General features: G+C 38.8%; 18 protein-coding genes. 15 read left to right on the top strand and 3 right to left on the bottom strand.

The annotated features are described in order from the left end of the window. Window positions 1-72 precede the first annotated feature (72 nt). Entirely contained in the window at window positions 73-264 is a 192-nt protein-coding gene (locus LG330_RS09355) for a Spo0E family sporulation regulatory protein-aspartic acid phosphatase (RefSeq protein ID WP_404409344.1), read from the bottom strand. Window positions 265-524: 260 nt separating this feature from the next. Here LG330_RS09355 and LG330_RS09360 point away from each other — a divergent pair, with 260 nt between their 5' ends. The 3 genes from LG330_RS09360 to LG330_RS09370 all read left to right on the top strand — a co-directional run bounded on the left by LG330_RS09360 (window position 525) and on the right by LG330_RS09370 (window position 2,348). Continuing rightward, window positions 525-1,232, top strand: coding sequence for a cytochrome c biogenesis protein CcdA (locus LG330_RS09360; RefSeq protein ID WP_404409346.1), 708 nt, complete (start codon window positions 525-527; stop codon window positions 1,230-1,232). Between the two features lie 188 nt (window positions 1,233-1,420). Further along, entirely contained in the window at window positions 1,421-1,783 is a 363-nt protein-coding gene (locus LG330_RS09365; protein ID WP_404409348.1) for a response regulator, read from the top strand. Between the two features lie 82 nt (window positions 1,784-1,865). Then, on the top strand, window positions 1,866-2,348 hold the full coding sequence (locus LG330_RS09370; protein ID WP_404409349.1) for a CcdC family protein: 483 nt from the start codon (window positions 1,866-1,868) through the stop codon (window positions 2,346-2,348). Window positions 2,349-2,387: 39 nt separating this feature from the next. Here the strand turns inward: LG330_RS09370 and LG330_RS09375 are convergent, their stop codons facing one another. Both LG330_RS09375 and LG330_RS09380 read right to left on the bottom strand, forming a co-directional pair. Then, entirely contained in the window at window positions 2,388-2,819 is a 432-nt protein-coding gene (locus LG330_RS09375; RefSeq protein ID WP_404409351.1) for a DUF2621 domain-containing protein, read from the bottom strand. Between the two features lie 123 nt (window positions 2,820-2,942). After that, the gene (locus tag LG330_RS09380; RefSeq protein WP_156129546.1) at window positions 2,943-3,092 is read right to left on the bottom strand and encodes a hypothetical protein; all 150 of its coding nucleotides are present in this window, start codon (window positions 3,090-3,092) and stop codon (window positions 2,943-2,945) included. 170 nt (window positions 3,093-3,262) lie between these two features. Here LG330_RS09380 and LG330_RS09385 point away from each other — a divergent pair, with 170 nt between their 5' ends. From LG330_RS09385 to LG330_RS09440, 12 genes are all read left to right on the top strand, one after another. Further along, window positions 3,263-4,399: an exonuclease SbcCD subunit D gene (locus tag LG330_RS09385; protein ID WP_404409353.1), complete on the top strand. Its 1,137-nt coding sequence runs from the start codon at window positions 3,263-3,265 to the stop codon at window positions 4,397-4,399. Next, entirely contained in the window at window positions 4,396-7,506 is a 3,111-nt protein-coding gene (locus tag LG330_RS09390; protein ID WP_404409355.1) for an AAA family ATPase, read from the top strand. Before LG330_RS09385 ends, LG330_RS09390 begins: the two co-directional genes overlap by 4 nt. A gap of 103 nt (window positions 7,507-7,609) precedes the next feature. Then, a complete protein-coding gene (locus LG330_RS09395; RefSeq protein ID WP_404409357.1) occupies window positions 7,610-8,188 on the top strand; it encodes an SCO family protein in 579 nt (192 codons plus the stop codon). 14 nt (window positions 8,189-8,202) lie between these two features. Further along, complete coding sequence (locus tag LG330_RS09400) at window positions 8,203-9,636, top strand: phospholipase D family protein (RefSeq protein ID WP_404409359.1); 1,434 nt, start codon at window positions 8,203-8,205, stop codon at window positions 9,634-9,636. Between the two features lie 15 nt (window positions 9,637-9,651). Then, window positions 9,652-10,062, top strand: a complete 411-nt coding sequence (locus LG330_RS09405; RefSeq protein WP_404409361.1) for a hypothetical protein — start codon at window positions 9,652-9,654, stop codon at window positions 10,060-10,062. 217 nt (window positions 10,063-10,279) lie between these two features. Continuing rightward, window positions 10,280-11,827, top strand: a complete 1,548-nt coding sequence (locus LG330_RS09410; RefSeq protein WP_404409363.1) for a BCCT family transporter — start codon at window positions 10,280-10,282, stop codon at window positions 11,825-11,827. 323 nt (window positions 11,828-12,150) lie between these two features. Beyond that, complete coding sequence (locus tag LG330_RS09415; protein WP_404409365.1) at window positions 12,151-12,615, top strand: MarR family winged helix-turn-helix transcriptional regulator; 465 nt, start codon at window positions 12,151-12,153, stop codon at window positions 12,613-12,615. 49 nt (window positions 12,616-12,664) lie between these two features. Next, the gene (locus LG330_RS09420; protein ID WP_404409366.1) at window positions 12,665-13,024 is read left to right on the top strand and encodes a hypothetical protein; all 360 of its coding nucleotides are present in this window, start codon (window positions 12,665-12,667) and stop codon (window positions 13,022-13,024) included. A gap of 583 nt (window positions 13,025-13,607) precedes the next feature. Continuing rightward, a complete protein-coding gene (locus LG330_RS09425; RefSeq protein ID WP_404409368.1) occupies window positions 13,608-15,431 on the top strand; it encodes a reverse transcriptase domain-containing protein in 1,824 nt (607 codons plus the stop codon). Window positions 15,432-15,537: 106 nt separating this feature from the next. Further along, window positions 15,538-15,849 (top strand): hypothetical protein, encoded by a 312-nt coding sequence (locus LG330_RS09430; RefSeq protein WP_404409370.1) that lies wholly within the window; start codon window positions 15,538-15,540, stop codon window positions 15,847-15,849. 12 nt (window positions 15,850-15,861) lie between these two features. After that, on the top strand, window positions 15,862-16,500 hold the full coding sequence (locus tag LG330_RS09435) for a thermonuclease family protein (protein WP_404409372.1): 639 nt from the start codon (window positions 15,862-15,864) through the stop codon (window positions 16,498-16,500). Between the two features lie 12 nt (window positions 16,501-16,512). After that, window positions 16,513-17,961, top strand: coding sequence for an amidase (locus LG330_RS09440; RefSeq protein ID WP_404409374.1), 1,449 nt, complete (start codon window positions 16,513-16,515; stop codon window positions 17,959-17,961). Window positions 17,962-18,044 lie beyond the last annotated feature (83 nt).

Below are 18,044 nucleotides of genomic sequence, written 5' to 3' on the forward strand. Positions count from 1 at the left end.
TTACACAGCTTTTTAAAAGAACGCAACATTCAAAGAAAAATAAAAAAGACTTCCATCAGCCGGAAGTCTTTTTTATTTTGTCTGCACTTCTAACGCAGCGGGACTGTAAGTGTGTGTTTTCTCAAATTCATTAAGCAGATCGTCAAGCTCCTGTGAATAACGGACAGCTGAAGGGGATGATAATCCTTCTTGTGCAGCGGTACGTATTAATACCTGACGTTTTTTTTCAATTGCTTCAAGTAGCTTTTTTTGTTGCTCCCCCATTCAAAGTCTACCCTTTCATCAGGATCCTCTGTAGCAGGAACCTATACATTATTTGTCATTCAATTAACTTAGGGTCTAGTATACAGAAAAAAGGGGAAATTGAAAAGAAATTAATCCCTAATTCCATTATTTTTACAAGTTCATTTGTGACAAAACTATAACTTCTTTAAAATTGTTATGTACATATTATATTCAGGACAATGAGAACTGACGGCAGATTTGCTAAAATGAAGCTAGCGAATACGGATCGGAGTGTTTTTATGGGCGATTTAAATATTTTATGGGCATTCGGGGCAGGATTTTTAAGCTTTGTATCTCCCTGTGTGTTACCGCTTTATCCAGCATTTCTGTCATATATTACTGGAATGTCAGTTGACGATTTATCTAAGGGTAAAGGGATGAGACAGAAATCCAGTCTTCTGCATACATTATTCTTTCTATTGGGTTTTCTGCTGGTTTTTATAGGGCTGGCATTTACTTCAACTTGGATCTCTGATGTGTTTATCCAATACCAGGACTTTATCAGACAAATTGGTGCCATTTTAATCGTAGTGTTCGGTTTAGTGATCGTTGGCGTATTTTCTCCTGAATTCCTTATGAAGGAAAGAAGGCTGAGCTTTAAATCCCGCCCATCAGGATACTTTGGATCTCTTCTAATAGGTCTGGCTTTTGCAGCCGGCTGGACGCCTTGTATGGGACCTATTCTAGGCGCAGTGTTCACGCTGTCAGCATCCAATCCAGGATCAGGCTTTCCATATATGATGGCATACTTCCTTGGGTTTGCGCTACCGTTTTTTATTCTTTCTTTCTTTCTTGGTAAAACAAGCTGGATCAAAAAGAAAAGCTTGGCTATTATGAAAACAGGTGGCTGGGTCATGATCGGGATGGGAATCATTCTGTTTTTTGACGGTTTGACCTGGATTATTGAACTTATGCTTCCGATCTTTGGGGATTTTACAGGGTTCTAATAAATGCACATCATTGAAATTCGGACATGATCAGGCTGAGACACTTGTCTCAGTCTTTATTTTTGGTCAAAACTTAATCAGCATTAGGGAAATAATAAAATATATTTAAAAGATGAAATATCTCTCTGTTGAAGGACTTTTGGTTTAGGTGTATAGTTAATATTAACTATATTTATAAGGGTGATTAAATGACAAAAGTTCTTGTTGTAGATGATGCAAAGTTTATGAGAATGACTTTGAAAAATGTATTGAAAAGCTCTTCATTTCAGGTGGTTGGTGAGGCCGAAAACGGAGAGGAAGCGGTTGAAAAGTATAAATCACTTAACCCGGACCTTGTAACAATGGATATTACCATGCCGGTGATGGACGGTATATCTGCAGCCAAAGAAATTTTAAGAGAAGATCCTAAGGCAAATATTATTATGTGTTCTGCAATGGGCCAGCAAAAAATGGTGATTGAAGCGATTGAAGCAGGGGCGAAGGATTTTATTGTAAAGCCTTTTGACGGAACCCGTGTAGTCGAATCACTGAGCAGAGTAATCAATAAATAATGTAAAAAGCGCCTTTTACAAACTGAGAAATCTCAATTATACTTAATTGAGGTTTTACATATGTAAGTAAGGATGGGTGCTAATGCTTGTATATCTTTCAACAATTGCCGCTGTCATTATGGGAACGGCTGTATTTATAATCAGATTAAAAGCTGCTAAAAAACCTGTAACAGCTAAAAAAATTTTTTTGCCTCCGATCTTTATGAGTACCGGCGCTTTAATGTTTATCTTTCCATATTTCCGTGTCACACCTTTAGAGGCAGTTGAAGCACTTGTCGTTGGGGCCTTATTTTCCATTGTACTCATTAAAACTTCCAAGTTTGAGCAGAAGGATGATGGTATTTATCTGAAGGCCTCTAAGGCATTTCCGTTTATCCTGATCGGTCTGCTCGTACTCAGAATTATTATGAAGCTGGCATTAAGTACGACAATTGAACTCGGAACGTTAAGCGGCATGTTCTGGATTTTAGCATTTGGTATGATCGTGCCATGGAGAAGTGCAATGCTGATTCAATATAAAAAAATTGAAAAAGGGGCAGACCCTCAACCTGCTCAAATGGCTTAAATAAACATAAAAAAACATCACATTCATTGTGATGTTTTTTTATAAGGCAAATAAATCTTCATATTCTGTGATGTCTATATTCAATTCATTCAATTTTTTTCTTAGAAACTTATGATCTCTTTTTGGAGTCGCTACAATATAACCTCTTACAATCAAATCCAGCGTGATTTTATCAGCTTTTTCTTTCACTGCAAGTTTGCCTATGTTGCCAGCGATTTTTTGCTTGGCGACATCACGAAATAATTCAGGAACCGGGCTGACAAGCTCATTTAAGAGGGCCTTTTCTTCAGTACCCCATAAATGGATTGTCTGATTAACATAATGTTCTTCCCAGTCGAGGTCTGATTTTCCATCTTCTTTTGGCATTCTTTTAAGAAATTTCCTGAACATAAAAAATCCGCCGATTCCAAACAAAGAGACAAGTACTACGACCCAGAAAAGTATAAACCATAAAAACCAGCCTTCAAGCACATTCGTCACTCCGTTCACTTAATCTACGATTATTATAAAGGAGTTTATGGATGGCTTCAAGAACTGGTTTATAAAGACATGTATGAAGTTTGTCATCTGTGTGAATAAGGAAGGAGGCAGGAATCATTTTACCTGTCGATAGCCAAGAGAGAGTAACTGGTGTAGGTTTTCACGGCGGACTTCATAAATATTTTCGTTGTCAGCAGTAACACGGATGTAGTCTTCAGATTCCAGATCATGATGTTCAACGTATTCTGTTTCGATTTTTCTCATACCGTTTCCTCCTTTCGGTTGTATATACAATAATATCTGAAAATTCAAATTAATAAATCGGTCAAAAGTATGAATTTTTATACGTTTTTAGTTTTACATAACCCGAACATGTTTTACAAACGCGTGTTCTGATATAATTTAAACAATATGCATAAAAGGGGAATGAAATAATGAAATTCTTACATACAGCGGACTGGCACCTCGGCAAGCTCGTCCATGGTGTTTATATGACAGAAGATCAGGCTGATATTCTTAATCAATTTATAAAATTGGCAGAACAGGAAAAGCCTGATGCCATTGTAATTGCTGGTGATTTGTATGATCGCTCAGTACCTCCTGCTGAAGCTGTAAATCTATTAAATGAAACTTTATACAAATTAAATGTTGAAATGAAAATTCCGATTGTGGCGATCTCAGGGAATCATGATAGTGCAGATCGTATCGCCTTCGGTTCAGCCTGGTATAAGCATTCCAATCTTCATGTTACTGGGAAGTGGCACCCGGAATTATCAGGGACTGAAATTAAAGGTGTGAGATTTCATTCAGTACCTTACGCAGAGCCATCTGTTATAAAGGAAATCTTTCATGATGATTCAATTACGAACCATCACGATGCAATGCAGCGGATTGTGGCATCAATCTCATCAAAAAGTGATTTTGGTCAGAAACCTGAAGTGCTTGTTGGTCATTCATTTGTAACCGGTGGATCAACAACTGACTCTGAACGGACGCTTTCTGTAGGTGGAGCAGGAACAGTTGGAAAAGAATTATTTGATTCATTTACCTATACAGCTCTTGGGCATCTGCATAGTCCGCATGCGATAAAAGATGAAAAAGTTCATTATTCAGGATCACTCTTAAAATATTCATTTTCAGAAGCAACTCATACAAAAATGGTGAAATGTGTAACGATTGAAAACAATCAGGCATCAGTAAAAGAGATGCTGCTGAAGCCTAAAAAAGACCTTGTTATTTTACGCGGATCTATGGATGAGCTGATGGATCAGAGTTTTTATGAAAATAAAGAAGATTATATTAAAGCAGTGCTTACGGATGAAGGGGCATTGATCGATCCTATTAACAGGCTTAGATCCATCTATCCAAATGTACTGCACCTCGAAAGAGAAACGTCAGAACGTGATAAAAAAATGGAGCGTCAAGCGCGCGGGAAACAAGAAAATCTTACAGATACACAACTTTTTAAAAGATTTTTTGAATATGTCACTGAAGCTGAATGGACCGAAGAAATTGAGAGAGAAGTAGAAAAGAATATGAATGTCAGCCTCAAAGGAAGTGATCAGTCATGAGACCAAAAAAATTAATCATACACGCATTTGGCCCTTATGCAAAAACTGAAGAAATAAACTTCGAAGAACTCGGCTCAAGAACGATGTTCGTAATCTCAGGTAAAACAGGGGCGGGGAAAACAACAATTTTTGATGCGATCGCATTTGCTTTATACGGGAAAACAAGTGGGGAAGAGCGGTCAGCACAGGATTTACGAAGTGATTTTGCAGAAGAAGATCATCTGACAAGCGTTGATTTTACTTTCTCCTTAAAAAATAAAACTTATCGTATTATTCGGTCGCCGATTCAGACCCGAAAAAAAACCAGGGGAGCAGGGTTTACAACTGTCAGTGCAAAGGCTGAAATTTATGAGCAAATTGATGGTGAAGAAAAATTGCTCGGTGCAACGTTGAGTGAATCAGAAGACCAGATTAATAAGCTGCTGCAGCTGGATTTCCATCAATTCAAACAAATTTTGATGATACCTCAGGGAGAATTCCGCACACTGCTCATATCTGACAGCACTGATAAAGAAAAAATTCTCCAAAAACTATTCCATACTGAATCCTACCGGTACTTTCAGGAATATTTAAAAGCCAGATCTAAAGAATTAAAAGATGAAGCGACAGGGTTTATTAGAGATCGGGAAAGATACTATCAGGCGATTGATCCTCTCGATCATAAAGATTTAACGGAAGCGCTGGATCAGGATCTTATAAATGAAAAACAGGTATTTTTACTAGCTGAAAACTTAGTAGCAACTCAGAACAAAAAATTCAATGACCTGAAAAAAGAAATTATTAATAAAAAAGAAAATTACAAAGAAATTATTAAGAAAATAGAAAATGCTCACTTTATCGAACAGGCATTTCAAGAATTGCAAAAAACGAATGCAGATTTAGCCATCTTAAAAAATCAACAGCAGGAGATATTTCTTCTGAAAGATCAATTGCAAATATCAAAAGAAGCTGAAGTAATCTGGCCTTTATATAGAGAAATGCAAACAAAAGAAAATGAAAGTGATAAAAGAAAAGATTATAAGGCCGAGACTGAACGTCAATTAGCAGCAGTCCATCAGGAATATGATCAGTCAAAGCTTGAGTTGGAAAAATTAAAAAAACAAAAAGACGGGATCAGGGCAAATGAAATAGAACTGAATGAATTAAATGGACTGAAAGAAAAGCTGGAAAAATATCTGATAAAGTCTGAACAACTGAAGCATTATGCTGAGTCAGGAAAATCAGAGAAAAATAAGCTGGATCTCCTGAGAGAGCAGCTATCCGAAAATGAAAAAATAAAAACAAACCTATCCGTCGCTATTCAAACCAGATATGAACAGCAGACAAGATCTGCGGACTTAAAAGTTGAGTTAAATCAGCTGAATGATTTTATAAAAGTATTTAAAGAAATTGAACAGAAAAGCGCTACTAGACAGCAACTGACATGTGAATTAGATGAAAATAATAAAAATCTAATTCAAATCAGTCAGCTTTTAAAAAAGGAACAGTCTCTTTTAGATCATGCATTAAAAGAGCAGTCGGTTCAGCATGCATTTGAGTTATCACGCGAGTTAAAAGAGGGAGAAGCGTGTCCTGTGTGCGGGTCAGTTCATCACCCCAGCCCGGCGTTACGCGAAGGTGATAACATCGAAACTGAAGGCTTCAAACAAAGTATTCAATCTTATCAATCAGAGAAAATAAGAACTGAATCAGCAATAGAATACCTTAATCAAAGAATAGCTGAAGTAACCGATGAAATAAAAAACCTGGATCATACCAAAAAGGCTTCAGTCTACTTTGAAGAAATGAGCAGCCTGAAAGATTATGATGCTCTTTTAAAGAAGTTACAGCAGGAAAACCAATCGCTATTGAATCAATTAAAAACAACTAACCCTGCAATTGAAATGAATCAGAATGACCAGCGCATTAATGAATTGAACCAGCAAATCAACGAACTTGAACACATCGTTCAGCAAAAACGTGATGAATATATCTCAATCCGGAGTGTTGTTAATCAGCTGAAAGAAGAGATTCCCGAACGTTATCTGAATAAAGATGATCTGCTTGATAAAATAAATAATTTTGAGAAAAAAATTCAACATTACCACCAGCTATATGAACAGGCCGAAGCAAAATTTCTGTACGCCGATAAAGAAGTAAACCGTTTATCCGACAGGTTAAAACAGGCTGATGAAGAAGTGAAAAATACGGAAAATTCGCTGGAGGATGCAAAGAAAAGTTTCCAGGAATATTTAGCAAACTCTTCTTTTGAAGATACAGATAAATTGACTCAGGCAAAGCTTAATGAGTCAGAAAGAGCAGAAATAGAGAAGGAAATTTCATCATACGAGAAGAAAATATACGCTTTAAAAGAATATGCCGATAAGCTGGAAAAAGATTTACAGCATTTATCTAAGCCTGATATGAAAAAATTAGAGGCAGAGAAAGAAATGGCTGAATCAGATCTATTGCAGTCAGAAGAGCAGCATTCATTGCTCGCAGCTTACATTAAACACCATGAACAGATTCTTAGAGATCTTGATGAAAATCTTGCTGCTTCAGATGATGTTGAAAAGCGATATTTGTTAACAGGTCACCTGTCAGAAATCGCTAATGGTCAAAACGAGTTGAAGCTTACGTTTGAAAGATTCGTTTTGGCTTATTATCTGGAGGATATATTGCTTGTGGCAAATGAAAGACTAATTAAAATGACTTCCGGCAGATATGAACTGCATAGAAAAGAAGACCGTTCAAAAGGAAATAAGCAGGGGGGGCTGGAGTTATTGGTGATGGATCATTATACAGGACAGCAGCGGCATGTAAAAACGCTCTCTGGTGGTGAAGCCTTTAAAGCATCTCTTGCACTAGCCCTCGGGCTTGCTGATGTCGTTCAGTCTTATGCAGGCGGTGTATCTCTCGAGACAATGTTTATTGACGAGGGGTTTGGTACACTGGATCCTGAATCGCTGGATCAGGCAATTGAATCATTAATGGATATACAATCCGGCGGGAGACTCGTAGGGGTGATTTCACATGTCCCTGAATTAAAAGAACGTATTGATGCGAGGCTTGAAGTTTTCTCAACTAAAGGTGGCAGCTCAACAAGATTTATATTTGAAACGCTCTAAGTGTCACAATATGTACAACATAACTGCTGTGACTATGTTGTATCGGTTTCCTCATTTATGTACGATTAGTTGCAGATACGTAACCAGATGAAGGAGCTTTTTCATGAATAAAAAATTTATGACTGTGGGATTAACCGCAGTAATACTGATGTCTGCCTGCTCAGGCGGATTTGAAGGTAATATGGAAAGAGATTTAAAAGCTTTTGATTTTATTAACCATAACGGAGAGCAGCTGTCGAGTGAAGATTTACAGGGAACTCCGGTTGTTGCCAACTTTATTTTTACAAATTGCGACACAGTCTGTCCGCCGATGACGTATAATATGACTGGATTACAGAAAGCCATAGAGGGTGAAGGTGTGGAAAATTACCGTATGGTTTCATTCAGCGTTGATCCTGAGAAAGATACCCCTGAGGTATTGCAGGAATTCATGGGGCGATATGATTTAAATGAAGATAATTGGGATTTCTTAACCGGATATGAGTTTGATGAAATCAGTTCACTTGCGCTTGATTCTTTTCAGGGTCTTGTGGTAGATGATCCGAGTTCAGATCAGATGACTCACCCAACAAGTATTTATCTGATTAGTCCGGAAGGAACCGTTGTCAAAAGCTATGATGGATATGAGTCAGTACCGGAAGATGAAATTATTGCTGACCTGAAAGCACTTGGAGACAGCTGATTCGGAGGAAAAAAGTGAAAAAGAAGTGGTATAAGAAAAAAAGATGGTATTTATTGGCGTTTGCAGCCATTTACATTTGTATGATGATTTATCATCAATATAAACCGCTTCCTGAAGGTATTGCATACAGAAGTGACGTTAGAGAAGCTGAAAATGTTAAGTTCTATCGTGATCTGACTACGACTGCGAATGGTGATAGAACGCTTGATCACCAGATTTTTGATCGAGTGTATGAAATGATTGAAGAAGCAGAGGATTTTATTGTAATTGATATGTTTATGATGGATGGCAGAGTCAGTGAAGATAAAGGGTTCCCTGATCTGAGCGGTGAATTAATGGACCGCCTGATTCAGAAGAAACAGATGAACACTGATATGCCGATTATTTTTATTACCGACCCTTTTAATACAGGCTACGGATCATATGAAGGAGCATGGCTTGAGCCAATGAAGGAAGCAGGAATCGATGTTGTGCTGACAAATCTTGAACCATTGAGAGACCCGACGCCGCTTTATTCCTCTGCATGGCGTATGGGGCCAATGTATTTAGGTCAGAGCGGGACAGGCTGGATTATGAATCCGTTTGTTGATGGCGGGCCCAAAATGACGGTCAGGTCCTATCTTGCTTTAGCAAATGTAAAAGCGAATCATCGTAAAGCAGTGATTACTGAGCAGCATGCAATGGTGATGTCAGCAAATGCACATAATGAATCAGGTTTTCACAGCAATGTAGCTTATGAAGTGTCAGGACCTATTATTGGTGACATGTTAAAAGCAGAAGAGGCTGTTGCTAAAATGTCCGGCTATCAAGAAAGTTTTCCAACTTTTTATTCTGAGAATACAGTTTCTGAAAATGGTTTGGATGTAACATATACAACAGAGGGTGAAACATTATCACAGGTGCTGAATGCCATTGGTGAAACCGAATCCGGAGATGAAATTTGGCTGGCAATGTTTTATCTTTCAGAACCAAACATTGTAGAAGCATTAACAGATGCTGCGAATAAAGGTGTAAATGTCTCAATGATCCTCGATCCTAATGAAACAGCATTTGGTAATAAAAAGACGGGTCTACCTAACAGACCGGTTGTCAATGAGCTAAATGAAAACACAGAAGAGTTAATTAATGTACGCTGGTACAATGTTGATATAGAGCAATATCATCCTAAAATGATGTATGTTAAAACATCTGATAAGGGCATCATAGTTTCAGGCTCTGCAAATTTTACGATGAGAAATTTGAAAAACTATAATCTTGAAAATAATTTAACGATTACAGGGCCTCTCTCTGAAGAAGTAATGGTTGATACAGAACAGTATTTTAATCAGTTGTGGAATAATGAAGGGGCAGAATATACAGTTCCTCTTGAAGAATTTCAGGATTCACTTTCTTTTTGGCAAAGAGGTATTTACTGGATGCAAAAAACGTTAAAACTGACTACTTATTAATTTAGGAGGACCGGTTTGAACAGTAAGCAGTGGACTTTACTAATTATCATGTCAACAGTGCTGATTTTAAGTACTGTAATGATCATCATGCTTTTACTATCAGACGAAAATGTGACTGAATCTGAGCCGCCTCAATCTGAACAAAAAGTACCTGAGACTGAGGACTTCTTGAATGAGGACCCTGACGGTAATGATTCACCAGAGAAGAGCCCTGATGGTGAAGGGGAAAACTCTCCTCCTGCCGATTCAAGCAGCACAGTCAATGAATGGTTCGAACAAGAGCCTGAAAGTCAGACTGAACAAAAAAACGATTCAGATGACCAAATTGATAAAAATAGAACCGGGGAAAACAGTGAAATAAACTCTGAATTACAAATGCCTGAGGCACCTGAGGAACCGGACATTCACTTTGAAGATCTGGATTAGATAATTTATCCTAAAACACCTATTTTAAATAGGTGTTTATTTTTTTGACTCCTTATCCCTTGTAAGGCTTCATGGCAGTATGTTACGATCATAGACGTGTTTTTAATATCAGGTTAAGGGTATAGAAATGTAGTCCCTAATGACCAGAAGGCTATTTTACCATTTTTTGTATAGTCATGTAGTATGGACACAATAAATCTAATGGAAGGAGAGCAAAATGAAAAAAATATCAAGTGTTTTTTGGATTACATTAGCAATTGTACTTGCAGCAGTCATTTATTCCATCGCTGCACCGACCAGCTTTGAAGAAGGAACAGCAAGTCTTCAGGCTTTCATTTCCTCTACTTTTGGCTGGTACTACTTAATTATAGTTACTGGCATGGTTATCTTTTGTGCTGTTCTCGCTATAACACCTATCGGACAAATCAGACTCGGAAAGCCTGATGAGCGTCCTGAATATTCTACCAGCACATGGTTTGCTATGCTGTTTAGTGCCGGTATGGGTATCGGACTCGTATTCTGGGGGGCAGCGGAGCCGATGCTTCACTTTGCAAGTGATCCACCGCTCGCTGAAGCAGGAAGCGATGAGGCTTTAAAAGATTCGATGCAATATACATTCTTTCACTGGGGGCTTCATGCCTGGGCGATTTATGCAGTAGTTGCACTTGCGCTTGCATACTTTAAGTTCCGTAAAGATGAACCTGGACTAATCTCTGCGACACTTATCCCGCTATTTGGAGAAAGAATGCGTGGAGGCTGGGGTACTGTAGTTGATGTACTTGCAGTATTTGCTACGGTTGTTGGTGTTGCGACAACTCTTGGGTTTGGCGCAATTCAGATCAATGGTGGTCTTTCTTACTTAACAGGAATTGAAATCAGCTTTACAACTCAGGTAATTATTATTGCAGTTGTAACAGTTTTATTTATGATTTCTGCCTGGACCGGAATCAGCAAAGGGATCAGATATTTATCTAATACAAATATGATTCTTGCAGTCATTTTAATGGTTGTCATGCTGGTGATTGGACCTACAATGCTAATTCTGAATCTCTTTACAAACTCTCTTGGTGCTTATGCACAGAATTTACTTGAGATGAGCTTTAGAATCGCACCGCTTGATGAAGGAAACCGCGACTGGATAAATGCCTGGACAATCTTCTACTGGGCATGGTGGATCTCATGGTCACCATTTGTTGGTATCTTTATTGCCCGCGTTTCACGTGGGCGAACAATCAGAGAATTTATGGCCGGGGTACTTTTACTGCCATCGCTGGTCAGCTTTTTCTGGTTTGCAGTATTCGGATCAAGCTCTATCAATGTACAGCAGCAGGGGAACGTAGACCTGACGGGTTTACTCACAGAAGAAGTATTATTTGCTGTATTTAGTGAGTACCAACTCGGTGTTATCTTGTCAGTCATTGCCATTCTGCTGATCAGTACATTCTTTATTACATCAGCCGACTCAGCAACATTCGTCTTGGGGATGCAGACTACGTACGGTTCACTGACTCCACCGAATACAGTAAAACTGACTTGGGGTATTGCACAATCATTAGTAGCAGTCATCCTGCTTTCTGCAAATGGACTGCAGGCGTTACAAAACGCATTGATCGTAGCAGCATTTCCTTTCTCCTTTGTGATGATATTAATGATGATATCGACTTATAAAGCACTTAACCAGGAGCGTAAAGATCTTGGATTAATGCTAAGACCTAAAAAGAAGCCAGTAAAAGAGAAGACTGCTGAAAAGGATAAGAAAAATTAATCCTATCGGTTTCAATAAAAGCACGCTGGACATCAGGATCTACCTGGTGTCAGCGTGCTTTTTAATGTTAAAGATTATTGTCGTTTCTGCACAGTAAATGGTTGAAGCGTAAGGGCGGCGGCTTGAAGGCAGGGACGCTTGAGGCTAGGCGAAGCCTGCAGGCTCACCGTCCGTTCGCAAAGCCTTCGTGAAGCGGATATCAACAACCGACTTAAGCGCAGCTATTGTGAAAAGAAAGGTATCCAGCATTAATATTGTCTAAATTTAAGTAAAAATGTTATGATAATAAAGTTAAGTTAACTTAACTATAAAGGAGAATGATGATGAAATCGCTCGATTCCTATGTCAGAGAGCTTCACGAAACATTTGATGAAACAAGCAGACTATTAACTGATGATCTACATACACTCAGCCAATTTAATTTGACCCCTCAGCAGGAGAGCTATCTGATGTTTTGCGTGAAGTTTGCACCCTTGACCGCAACAGATCTCGTTAAAGAGTTTCAGGTGTCTAAAAGCGCAATCAGTCAGGTAATCTCAAGGCTTGAAAAAGAGCGGTTTATTGAAAGGGAGCAAAACCCTGAAAATAAAAGAGAAACGCTCATTTATCTGGGACCAAAAGGGCGGATGTTTGCGAGAAGAATAAAAGATTTTAATGAAAAAGTAAGAGAAGAATATTACACACATCTTTCAATACAGGAAATCGAATCAGTTATCTCATCTTTAAAGAAATTAAATACAGTGATTCTGGACAAACAGGCTAAAAGTCAAAAACAACAACAGCTCTAACTTCTGTTCACTTTACGATTATTCCGTTACAATGTGAGGGTGAGTGAATATGAAAGACAAAGAAGAGGTACATTTAGTGGCTAAAAAACAAAAGAGAAAACTTAGAAAACGCGGAATAGCAGCTTTATTGCTGACATTTATCACAGTATTGTTATTTTCTACGCTATTTGTTGTATTGAGTGATGAAGGATTTAGAGGTAAGACGCTGGACATGTTAGAGCACAGTGGGGCACCGGTGGAACTCAAAATTCCTGAAGAGTTCATACCTGTTTATCAAAGCGCAGCTAAAGAGTATGGTATTGAATGGCAATTGCTGGCAGCTCACCACCGCGTAGAAACGCGATTTTCCACAATGGACACACTTATTTCACCGGTTGGAGCAGAAGGCCACATGCAAGTGCGACCATAAGGTCATATAAGAAATCTCCTCTAGCAAGGAGTAGGCAAGACTACAAAGCCTATCATTACCCAACTTATCCGTGAGGGAAACCAAATATCGGGGAGTGTAGCATGTTGGGAAAGCTATAAGTTATCGAATCATCTCGATACGACTGAATAGCAAAATGAAAAGATGTAAACGAGGATAAAAGCTAAACTGCCTGAATGATAGTCCAAGGGGGTTATTGGTCCACCTATGACGGAAGATGGTTACATACGTCATACAGCGAAACAGAATGGTTAATTGGAAGCCATCTCTGAATACACTTTGATGAATTGCATGTCAAAAGTGAGTAGTCTATCGCTGACCAACTCTAATAAATAGTAAAGGACGAACGTCATATCCGACATTACATCGCGCTTGTTCTTATATGTGCTAAATGGTGATTACCTACGTCAGAACGCTTTAAACATAAAGCTATGATAAACAGTATCTGAATATCTGATATGGTAACGGAGTTCTCATAGTAGTCCGAGATGGGGAAAGCCCATCACATGGCGAAGGAGAACAGCTTATCAAGTCTAACGGAAATTGGAAAGGAGCGTGAGGCTCTATGAGAAGTCCAAACATTGTGTTAGACAGTCTAACAAAACAATCAACACGCGAAAGTTACAAATTTGAACGAATCTATCGGAATTTGTATAACGTGGAATTCTTTTTAATGGCTTACGCTAAGATCTATGCGAAAGAAGGCAACATGACACAAGGTGTTGATGGACAAACCATTGATGGTATGAGTCTAGAACGTATCGAAAGATTAATTGAAAGCCTAAAAGATTGTAGCTATCAACCAAAACCGTCTAAAAGGGTTTATATTCCGAAAAAGAACGGTGGTAAAAGACCGTTAGGGATACCATCTTTCGAAGATAAATTAGTCCAAGAAGTAGTAAGAAATTTACTTGAAGCAATGTACGAAGAAACTTTCTCAATACATTCCCATGGTTTCAGAAAAGAAAAAAGTTGCCACACTGCATTAACGCAAGTAAAAGGCAGATTTACGGGTGTTAAATGGTTTGTGGAAGGTGATATAAAGGGATTTTTTGATAATATTGACCATCACAGATTAATTGATCTTCTTAAACGAAGAATAAATGATGGGAAATTTATCGATTTAATCTGGAAGTTCCTCAAAGCAGGATACCTAGAGGACTGGCAATATCACAAAACTTACAGTGGTACTCCACAAGGCGGAATTATCAGCCCTATCCTATCAAATATCTATCTGAATGAATTAGATAACTTTGTCTTAGCTTACAAAGATAAATTTGATAAGGGTAAAGGTAGAAAACGTCTAAAAGAATATCGCACAAGAGAGGCTAGACTATACCGGGCAAACGCAAGGTATAAGGAAAAATGGGAAGAAATGAGCGAGGAAGAAAAAGAGCAAGCACTTCAACACTTGGACGAGTTAAAAAATCACATGATGGAACTACCCTATAAAGACCCTATGGACGATAACTACAAACGAATACAATATGTGCGCTATGCCGATGATTTCCTAATCGGAGTTATTGGCAGTAAAGAAGATTGTAAACAAATAAAACATGACATCAGCACTTTCCTTACGGAAGAGTTGAAAATCGAATTATCACAAGAAAAAACGCTCATTACTCATTCTAGTAAAAGAGCAAGATTTCTTGGGTATGACATTAAGATTAGTCATGATAATAAAACTACAAAATACACAGCTAGTGGACATAAACAACGTACACGTACAATGAGCTGTGAACTTCTATTACCGCACGAAATATGGCGAAATAAATTAATCGAATATAAAGCGTTAGAAATAGACGAAAAGACACAAAAATGGAAGTCTGTTCATCGGGCGCATCTTCTGCAAAACGATGACCTTGAAATATTGACGATTTACAACGCAGAGATCAGAGGTTTATATAACTACTACAAGTTAGCGAACAATGTATATAAATTAGATGGATTCAAATTCATTATGGAATACAGCATGTATAAAACGTTCGCAAACAAATATAAATCAAGCGTTAGAAAAATCCACAAAAAATACAGCATAAATGGAGATTTTGCGGTGAGGTACGAAACTGCCGATGGCAGTAAAATCGCATTCTTTTATAAAGATGGATTCAAAAAGAAATTGTTACCATCCTCATATGCCGATGTTGACATTATTTCTATGACAAGAAATATCATTTACAATCGAACCGGTCTGATTGAAAGGCTTGTAGCGAAAGAATGTGAATGGTGTCATGCCACAAATGTGGAAATAGAAATTCATCACATTAAGAAGTTAAAAGACCTCGAAGGCAAAAAGCGATGGGAAAAGCGTATGATTGAGAGAAACCGTAAAACAATGGCATTATGCAAGAAATGCCACGTTGATTTACATAACGGTAAGTTAGATTGATAGGTGGAGAGCCGTATACGCTGAAAGGTGTACGTACGGTTCGGGGAGGAGTTCTTGGAAACCTGACATAGCAATATGTTAAGGCGCCGGGTTCTTACTCTACTTTATGCCCTGTACATTTATCGGGTGGGCTCATCCGAGCTGTGAGGGACTTGGTGAAGGCGATATTCCTGAGAAAGATTTAACGGATCCTTCAGCGATTGAGCAATATGGCGGTTATGGTATTGATGCAAATGATGATGGTTTAGCAGATCCATATGATATTGAGGATGCAGTGTACAGTGCAGCAAATTATTTATCTCAAAATGGCGCAGCTGATGGAGATCTTGAGAGAGCTATTTTTCTTTATAACCGTAGCGATCAATATGTAGAAGATGTACTTGGGTTTTATCATGACTATATTGAAAAACATCCGTAAAGCGGTGAGTAAATGCGAAAAATAGCAATTTTGCTAATAACATTCATACTGGGTGGCTGCAGCGGCAGCGGATTAACGGGAGATGTAACCTATGTTGTTGACGGTGACACGCTGGATGTAAGACTTGACGATGGATCAGTAGAAAGAGTTCGACTTCTTTTAATCGATACTCCTGAGACAAAGCATCCGATGGTCGGAGTGGAACCCTTTGGACCTGAAGCATCGGAATTTACTTTGCAACTCGTAGGAGAAACCGTAGAGCTTGAACTCGATGCAGCGGAAAGAGACCGTTACGGCAGATTGCTTGCTTATGTCTGGCATGATAGCGAGATGTTTAATAAGAAGCTCCTTGAAGAAGGTCTCGCGCGCGTTGCAGTATACCCGCCTAATACAAAGTATGTAGATGAATTCAGGGCAATAGAAGATGAAGCAAAAAATAATGAACGCGGTATATGGTCAGAAGAAAATTATCAAACTGCCGTAGAGGATAATGAGCCTGCAGAAGGATGTACAATTAAAGGAAATATCAACTCCAGGGGAGATAAAATTTATCATACAGAAAACTCCTCTTACTATGAACAGACAATACCTGAAGAGTGGTTCTGTTCTGAAATGGAGGCTCAAGAGGCAGGTTTCAGAGCACCTAAATAGGAGGCGTATCAAATGAATGCTGATGAATTTAAACGGTTTGATGCTACTGGAATAGCTGGCTTAATTAAATCAAACGATATCACTTCGAGAGAAGCTGTTGAAGCTTCTTTGAACATCATCGACAGTGAAAACCCGCTCGTCAATGCAGTGACCCATCTGAGAATAGAGGAAGCATTAAAGGAAGCAGAATATATAAATCCTGATGCACCATTTGCAGGCGTACCTATTTTACTAAAGGATATGTCACAAAATGTCCTGGGCTCTCCAGCAACTGCAGGAGCTAGACTACTTAAAAACAACCGGGCCGTGAAAAACAGTTACTTTGTAGATAAACTGATAAAAGCCGGTTTTGTTGTGCTTGGTCATACTAATGCACCTGAGTTTGGTTTGAAAAATATTACCGAACCTAAACTTCATGGTGCTTCAAAAAACCCGCTTAACTATAACCACTCACCCGGGGGATCAAGCGGTGGGGCAGCTTCCGCAATAGGCACCGGGATGGTTCCTGTGGCAGGTGCAAGTGACGGGGGAGGTTCAATCCGGATACCTGCATCATTTTCAGGATTAATAGGCCTCAAACCAACAAGAGGGAGAATGCCTGTAGGACCTGGGGCAGGAAGACAATGGCAGGGCGCTGCCATCGATTTTTTTCTGACAAAGTCTATTCGTGATACTGCAGGTTTGCTTGAATCGATGCAGGTCTATCAGAAAGCAGCGGCTTTCCATACTCCGCTTTACACAAAAGGATATAAAAATTCATTAAATGAGAAGGTAAACTTTACAGTTGCTTATTCAATCAGTTCACCGGTAGGTACACCAGTTAGTGCGGGAGCAGAGCAGGCAGTATTAAACACCGTGGAAAGACTCAGAGCTGCCGGGTTCCAATGTGAAGAGGCAATGCCGTCTTTAGATGGAAAGGAATTAATGAAGCAGTATTATATGATGAATAGCGGAGAAATGGCAGCTATGATACATAATTTAGAAAGATTACTTAACAGGAAATTGACGATAGACGATGTGGAAATTGAATCCTGGGCACTTTACCAGGCAGGTTTAAAGTGTTCAGCCGGAGATTTCAGCCGGAGTTTGTCAGCATGGGATCAGGCGTCTGCAGTCATGCATGATTTTCACAAAAAATATGACCTGTATTTAACGCCTGCCGCTGCACATACTGCACCACTGATCGGGCAGTTGGAACATTCTGATACAATGCAGAAATCGTTAGAGCTGATTGAGACACTTTCTGCACAGGATCAGCAGGCATTGATCTACCGGATGTTTGAGCCCAGTTTAACATTGACCCCATATACACAGCTTGCAAATTTAACCGGGCAACCAGCAATCAGCCTACCGCTGTATACCGCTGACAATGATTTACCGATTGGCGTTCAGCTTATGGCTCCCAAAGGAAATGAACACTGGTTATTAAATGTCAGTAATATTTTGATGAACGTAAATTAATATTATGTTGAAAAAGCACTCTGGATTAACAAAAATATAAAACGCGATTAAAGAATCTATTAAAGCTACCATTATTCCTATTT

The organism is Jeotgalibacillus malaysiensis (genome assembly GCF_044789845.1).
GTDB classification, from domain to species: domain Bacteria; phylum Bacillota; class Bacilli; order Bacillales; family Jeotgalibacillaceae; genus Jeotgalibacillus; species Jeotgalibacillus malaysiensis_A.

What these genes read in the sequence shown, in the direction of transcription:
- LG330_RS09355 (WP_404409344.1), bottom strand. Translation starts at nt 264, where the DNA reads ATGGGGGAGCAACAAAAAAAGCTACTTGAAGCAATTGAAAAAAAACGT.
- LG330_RS09360 (WP_404409346.1), top strand. Translation starts at nt 525, where the DNA reads ATGGGCGATTTAAATATTTTATGGGCATTCGGGGCAGGATTTTTAAGC.
- LG330_RS09365 (WP_404409348.1), top strand. Translation starts at nt 1,421, where the DNA reads ATGACAAAAGTTCTTGTTGTAGATGATGCAAAGTTTATGAGAATGACT.
- LG330_RS09370 (WP_404409349.1), top strand. Translation starts at nt 1,866, where the DNA reads ATGCTTGTATATCTTTCAACAATTGCCGCTGTCATTATGGGAACGGCT.
- LG330_RS09380 (WP_156129546.1), bottom strand. Translation starts at nt 3,092, where the DNA reads ATGAGAAAAATCGAAACAGAATACGTTGAACATCATGATCTGGAATCT.
- LG330_RS09385 (WP_404409353.1), top strand. Translation starts at nt 3,263, where the DNA reads ATGAAATTCTTACATACAGCGGACTGGCACCTCGGCAAGCTCGTCCAT.
- LG330_RS09390 (WP_404409355.1), top strand. Translation starts at nt 4,396, where the DNA reads ATGAGACCAAAAAAATTAATCATACACGCATTTGGCCCTTATGCAAAA.
- LG330_RS09395 (WP_404409357.1), top strand. Translation starts at nt 7,610, where the DNA reads ATGAATAAAAAATTTATGACTGTGGGATTAACCGCAGTAATACTGATG.
- LG330_RS09410 (WP_404409363.1), top strand. Translation starts at nt 10,280, where the DNA reads ATGAAAAAAATATCAAGTGTTTTTTGGATTACATTAGCAATTGTACTT.
- LG330_RS09415 (WP_404409365.1), top strand. Translation starts at nt 12,151, where the DNA reads ATGAAATCGCTCGATTCCTATGTCAGAGAGCTTCACGAAACATTTGAT.
- LG330_RS09420 (WP_404409366.1), top strand. Translation starts at nt 12,665, where the DNA reads ATGAAAGACAAAGAAGAGGTACATTTAGTGGCTAAAAAACAAAAGAGA.
- LG330_RS09425 (WP_404409368.1), top strand. Translation starts at nt 13,608, where the DNA reads ATGAGAAGTCCAAACATTGTGTTAGACAGTCTAACAAAACAATCAACA.
- LG330_RS09430 (WP_404409370.1), top strand. Translation starts at nt 15,538, where the DNA reads ATGCCCTGTACATTTATCGGGTGGGCTCATCCGAGCTGTGAGGGACTT.
- LG330_RS09435 (WP_404409372.1), top strand. Translation starts at nt 15,862, where the DNA reads ATGCGAAAAATAGCAATTTTGCTAATAACATTCATACTGGGTGGCTGC.
- LG330_RS09440 (WP_404409374.1), top strand. Translation starts at nt 16,513, where the DNA reads ATGAATGCTGATGAATTTAAACGGTTTGATGCTACTGGAATAGCTGGC.